Here is a 2,245-nt window from a genome sequence, read left to right as displayed (position 1 = left end):
AGTGGAGTAGGAAGCGCTGAAGCGCTTCCCCTCCCCGAACCGTACGTGCACCTTTCAGTGCATACGGCTCTCCATTCAACCCTGGCCCAAGGCCATGGCGACATCATGATATCGGGAGGTGACGGTACTTCGAAGCTCGTCCCTTAAGATGTAGGGGTTTCGCTCCGGGTTGCGCCACCGGAACTGAGCCTTGGAGCTGGTGACCAGCCGTCGCAGTCCTTTACCGACAGGGTCGCCCTTTACATTCCGACCATAGATCAGCCAGGTTTTTGACTGGCCGGTAGCCGGAGCGCGATACCATTTCCGCATCAAGGGCTTGATGCGTGAACGGTATTTGTGCGCCAGCCAGTGCGCCAACTTCCAGAACACGACGGTGTCGATGCGCCGGAACGTGCGCGCTGTGAAGTCGGTGAACTTGTAGAACGCTGCCCAACCCGTCAGTTGCCGGTTCAGGCTGTCGATCATGTCCACCGAGGCGACCTCATGATTGCCGGAGAGGGCCTCGACCAAGCGGTGAGCGAAGGTCTTGGCTTTCTCCTTGGGTATGGTGGTGACCACGGACATACGCCCGCTCGATCCCCGCTTACGAATGATCCGGTGCCCCAGGAAGACGAAGCCGTCGTCGACGTGGGTGATATGGGTTTTGTCCATATTCAGCGTCAATTTCAGGCGGTCTTCCAGAAAGGCCCGACATTCTTCGCGGATAGCTTCGGCATGTGCCTTGGTGCCTTTGACAATGACGACAAAGTCATCGGCATAACGGCAGTAGGCGACAGCGGGCTTCCATTGCCGGTTCTCTCGAACCGCAATGGGACGCCCTTGCTGGATGCCGAAATTCCAGGCCCAGCGGTCCTTGCGGGCTTTCGCGCTCAGGTATTTCGCTTCCAGCCACGCATCAAACTCATGGAGCATGATGTTGGACAGGAGCGGCGACAGTACGCCGCCTTGCGGAACCCCTTCACTCGACGCCACGAACAGGCCACGATCAACGTGACCTGCTTTCAGGAGCCGCCAGAGCAGATCGATGAACCGATCATCCCGTATCCGCCGCCGGACGCACCGAAGCAACAGCCGATGGTGAACCGTGTCGAAGTAACTCGCCAGATCGCCTTCGACGATCCAGCGGCCCCTCGTTTCGACATCACCATCCTGTAACTGGAGCTTTACGGTCCGGACAGCGTGATGCACGCTGCGTTCGGGTCTGAAGCCGTAGGAGAGGCGATGGAAGTCGCTTTCCCAGATCGGCTCCATGGCCATCAGCATCGCACGCTGGACAATGCGGTCTCTCAGGGTCGGGATACCCAGTGGTCGTTTCTTGCCGTTGGCTTTGGGGATATAGATGCGCTTGACCGGTTGCGGACGGTAACTCCCCGTCAGCAAGTCCGTTCGCAGGCTGGCCAGATGTTCCGCCAACTCAGCCTGCAGTCGCCGCTTGTCCATTCCGTCAATGCCCGGTGTCTTGGCGCCGCTCGACGCCAGGACGATCCGGGCAGCTTCGGCAAGCCATTCCCGGTCGGCCATGAGCCGGAGAAGGCGATCGAACCGACGGTTCGGGTCGCTCTCGGCCCATGTCGCGAGCTTGTGCTGCATTTCACTGATTATCAAAGGTCTTCACCTCGTTAGGTCAGATAATCTGCACTCCAAGCTGATTGAACTGTCCTCCTTCGCCATGTGACAGGCTTTCCCTGTCGCTGACTACTACGAAGACTCCGCCAGCATGATGGGCATCGGGGCCAACTCCCTTGGCATTCCATCATGCCTTCCCTCGTTCGTATGCTGGACGTTTACGCGCTGGGGAGGTTGCCGGTCGCAGTCCTTGTCCTTGCGTCCTGCAAGTCGATGCCGATGCCATGGTCTGGCTGCGTTCTCCCCATGGCCCCCTCAGGGCGCCTTACATCTGCGCCTGACTTCAGACGCCGCCGACATACGTGTCCGGCGGCGACATCGGCATTCCGCCTGTTAAGCCGTGTAGGCGAAGGCGACATTTCAGCCCTCGGATGCGGTTTAACCGGTTCGTGTTCCTCAACCTTCCAGCACTTCAGCCTCGGGGACCATCTTGGCGTAACGGCTTCGCCTCAATCCCCTTTTCCCGCGGGCTACGTCACCCCGCCAGTCGACGGCAGGTCACCGCCGCTTGGGCTCATGCCCCCTCACAGCAGAGGGCAAGGCGTTCGTTCCGTTCCTCCTTTCTCTTCAGCATTCCAGACATACGCACCCCGGACCATCCGGGTCGAGGCGCACCGTA

1 protein-coding gene is annotated in these 2,245 nt (G+C 59.7%); it reads right to left on the bottom strand.

What is annotated here, in order from left to right:
• Positions 1–75: 75 nt before the first annotated feature.
• The gene (gene ltrA / locus ACSBPG_RS31790) at positions 76–1,590 is read right to left on the bottom strand and encodes a group II intron reverse transcriptase/maturase (protein ID WP_435541266.1); all 1,515 of its coding nucleotides are present in this window, start codon (positions 1,588–1,590) and stop codon (positions 76–78) included.
• Positions 1,591–2,245 lie beyond the last annotated feature (655 nt).

It is taken from the genome of Azospirillum sp. ST 5-10, assembly GCF_051225715.1.
GTDB lineage: Bacteria > Pseudomonadota > Alphaproteobacteria > Azospirillales > Azospirillaceae > Azospirillum.
The sequence above is the reverse complement of the archived record's forward strand: the minus strand, read 5'-3'. Positions and strand labels throughout refer to the sequence as shown.